3 protein-coding genes are annotated in these 2,348 nt (G+C 64.5%); all 3 read left to right on the top strand.

Going from position 1 to position 2,348, the window contains the following annotated elements:
- On the top strand, window positions 1-374 hold a 374-nt coding region (locus tag RMO40_RS19595; protein WP_309724954.1), incomplete at its 5' end, for an ATP-binding cassette domain-containing protein.
- The gene (locus tag RMO40_RS19590) at window positions 371-1,360 is read left to right on the top strand and encodes an ABC transporter permease subunit (protein ID WP_309724952.1); all 990 of its coding nucleotides are present in this window, start codon (window positions 371-373) and stop codon (window positions 1,358-1,360) included. The genes RMO40_RS19595 and RMO40_RS19590, both read left to right, overlap by 4 nt.
- A 124-nt stretch (window positions 1,361-1,484) precedes the next feature.
- On the top strand, window positions 1,485-2,348 hold an 864-nt coding region (locus RMO40_RS19585), incomplete at its 3' end, for an ABC transporter permease subunit (RefSeq protein WP_309724949.1).

Below are 2,348 nucleotides of genomic sequence, written 5' to 3'. Positions count from 1 at the left end.
TGTTCGAGCTGTTTCCCGCAGTCAAGAAATTTTGGCTCTACCCGGCGGGCAAGCTCTCGGGCGGACAGAAGCAGATGCTCGCGATTGCGCGCGCCATGGTCGAGCCGCGCCGCCTGCTGCTGATCGACGAGCCGAGCAAGGGCCTCGCGCCGGCCATCATCCAGAACCTCATCGCCGCGCTGCGCGAGCTCAAGCGCACCGAAACCACCGTGCTGTTGGTGGAGCAGAACTTCAGCATGGCGAGCGCCCTGGGCGACCAGGTGGCGGTGATGGACAACGGCCAGGTCGTGCACCGCGGTGCCATGGCCGAGCTGGCCGAAGACCCAGGCTTGCAACAACGACTGCTCGGCCTCTCGCTGGGAGCGCACCAATGATTTCCAACAAGACCAGTTTTGACTGGCTGCCACTGGCGCTGGTACCGGCCCTTGCCTTGCTCGCCTTGCCGGCCGTGGGCTCACCCTCGTCGTGGCTCACGCTCACGGTGGCGGGCCTCGCCATGGGCATGATCGTCTTCATCATCGCCTCGGGCCTCACGCTGGTGTTCGGCCTGATGGACGTGCTGAACTTCGGCCACGGTGTGTTCATCGCGCTCGGTGCCTTTGTCGCCACCAGCGTGTTTGTCTTCATGGGCGGCTGGTCGGCGTCCGACAACCTGTGGCTCAACCTGGGGGCCATCTTCTGCGCCATGCTGGCCGCCATGGCCTTGGCCGGCGCCATCGGCTGGGCCTTCGAGCGTGTGCTGGTGCGCCCGGTCTACGGCCAGCACCTGAAGCAGATCCTCGTGACCATGGGCGGCATGATCATCGGTGAAGAGCTCATCAAGGTGATCTGGGGCCCGACGCAGATTGCGCTGCCGCTGCCGAGCGCGTTGCGCGGTGCCTTCATCTTTGGCGATGCGGCGATCGAGAAGTACCGCGTGGTCGCGGTGGTGATCGGCGCGGTGGTGTTGATCGCGATGCTGTTCACGCTCAACCGCACCAAGCTCGGCCTGCTGATCCGCGCCGGCGTGCAAGACCGCGAGATGGTCGAGAGCCTGGGTTACCGCATCCGCCGCTTGTTCGTCGGTGTGTTCGTCGCCGGTTCGGCGCTCGCCGGATTGGGCGGCGTGTTGTGGGGCCTGTACCAGCAGAACGTCACGCCGCAGATGGGTGCGCAGGTCAACGTGCTGATCTTCATCGTGATCATCATCGGCGGCCTGGGCTCGACCTTCGGTTGTTTCGTGGGCGCGCTGCTGGTGGGTTTGTTGGCCAACTACAGCGGCTTTCTGGCGCCCAAGTTCGCGATGTTCTCCAACATCGGGCTGATGGTGGCGATTTTGTTGTGGCGGCCGCAGGGCCTGTACCCGGTGACCAATCGATGAGAACTCCCACCACTCCGTTCGCCCTGAGCCTGTCGAAGGGCTGGTTGAACGTGCACACAGGCTTCGACCCTTCGACTCAGCTCAGGACAGGCAGGCTCAGCCCGAACGGAAGAGGGGATGCCTCATGCTGAACCGCATCCTCTCCCACGACCTGCCGCGCAACCGCTGGCTGTCGGCCTTGCTCATCGTGCTGGTACTGGGCCTGGCGCTCACGCCCTTTCTCTTCCCGAGCACCAAGGCGCTCAACGTCGGCGCGAAGATCCTCGTCTTCATCGTGCTGGTGGCGAGTTTCGACCTGCTGCTCGGCTACACCGGCATCGTGAGCTTTGCGCACACCATGTTCTTCGGCATCGGGGCCTACGGCGTGGCGATTGCCAGCGCGCGCATGGGGCCGGGCTGGGGCGCGGTGGCCTTGGGTGTGACGGCGGCGGTGGCGATCTCGCTGGTGTTATCGCTCTTGATCGGCCTCTTCAGCCTGCGTGTCAAAGCCATCTTCTTCGCGATGATCACGCTGGCCGTGGCCTCGGCCTTTCTCACGCTGGCCTCTCAGCTGTCTGAGTTCACGGGCGGCGAAGATGGCCTCAACTTCAAGGTGCCCGAAGCCTTGCGGCCCGGCACGCAGTACCTGGAGCAGCCCTTCCTCGGCGCCAGCATCGACGGGCGTTTTGCGAGCTACTACCTGCTGTTCGTGGTGACGGTGGTGCTGGTGCTCACGATGTTGCGCATCGTCAACTCGCCCTTCGGCCGGGTGTTGCAAGCCATCCGCGAAAACGACTTCCGTGCCGAGGCCATCGGCTACCGCATCGTGGTCTACCGCACGCTGAGCAATGTGTTGTCGGCACTGTTTGCCACGCTCGCCGGTTGCCTGCTCGCACTCTGGCTGCGCTACAACGGGCCCGACACCTCGCTCAGCTTCGAGATCATGCTCGACATCCTGCTCATCGTCGTGATCGGCGGCATGGGCACGGTGTATGGCGCGGTGGTCGGC

It is taken from the genome of Rhizobacter sp., assembly GCF_031412075.1.
Taxonomy (GTDB): Bacteria; Pseudomonadota; Gammaproteobacteria; order Burkholderiales; family Burkholderiaceae_C; genus Rhizobacter.
The sequence above is the reverse complement of the archived record's forward strand: the minus strand, read 5'-3'. Positions and strand labels throughout refer to the sequence as shown.